The sequence below is a fragment of the Paraglaciecola marina genome, assembly GCF_004360155.1.
Taxonomy (GTDB): Bacteria; Pseudomonadota; Gammaproteobacteria; order Enterobacterales; family Alteromonadaceae; genus Paraglaciecola; species Paraglaciecola marina.
The window spans coordinates 1-836 of sequence record NZ_SAIS01000072.1 but is presented as its reverse complement, the minus strand read 5'-3'; the positions used below and the strand labels follow the sequence as shown (position 1 = coordinate 836).

Sequence of the window (836 nt, the reverse complement as noted above, 5' to 3'; positions counted from 1 at the left end):
GCAAATTTGTGGCCTCGTTTCTCCAGCTCTTTATCCAGAGGGTCAAGCATGATGTTTGCCAATAGCGGCGATAATGGCCCGCCTTGGGGAACGCCTTCTCGACTCTCACTATAAAACTGGTTATCGATAACTCCAGCTCGCAAGTAACGTTTAATCAATTTAAGCAGTCGCTTATCCTTCACTTTATAGCCAAGGTGCGTCATGAGTAAATCATGATTAACGCGGTCAAAGAACTTCGACAGGTCGACATCTACAGCAAAACGGCGTCCCGTTTTAATGATGCTTTGTACCTGTTTCACCGCTTGTTGCCCATTTCGATTTGGCCGAAATCCAAAACTATTGTCTGAGAAGGTTGGGTCGAATATGGGCGTTAAGACTTGAGCAATAGCTTGTTGGATCACGCGATCGACAATTGTTGGAATGCCCAGCTGGCGTTTACCGCCATCTGATTTATCAATTTCAACTCGTCGAACGGGTGAAGGTTGGTATTGACCTGAGCGAAGCTCGGTCATGATACGTTTCCAGTTTCCTTCTTTTGCCCAAGGGGGGAAGTCATCGATGGTCATACCATCAATGCCAGCAGCCCCTTTATTGGCTCGAACGTGTTTCCAAGCTTCCAATATATTAGAAGGCTTTAATGCATGTTCGAGTAGATGTGCGCTAAAGGCTGGCTGCTTATCGGTACGCTGAGTCACGTCGCTACCGGCCGGTATTCGTGTGTTCAAGTCTGACAAGGCTCCTCCTTTGTTCTAAATGTTCAGGCACAACACCTAAGTCCCAGCCATTACGATGGGCATTTGGCTACTATGCCGTCTGCTGACTTCTGCTTAATCACA

The 836-nt window shown here is 47.1% G+C and carries 1 protein-coding gene; it reads right to left on the bottom strand.

Going from position 1 to position 836, the window contains the following annotated elements:
• The coding region (locus EOK74_RS20705; RefSeq protein WP_275404786.1) for a reverse transcriptase domain-containing protein at positions 1-734 on the bottom strand (734 nt) is incomplete at its 3' end.
• Between the last annotated feature and the right edge of the window lie 102 nt (positions 735-836).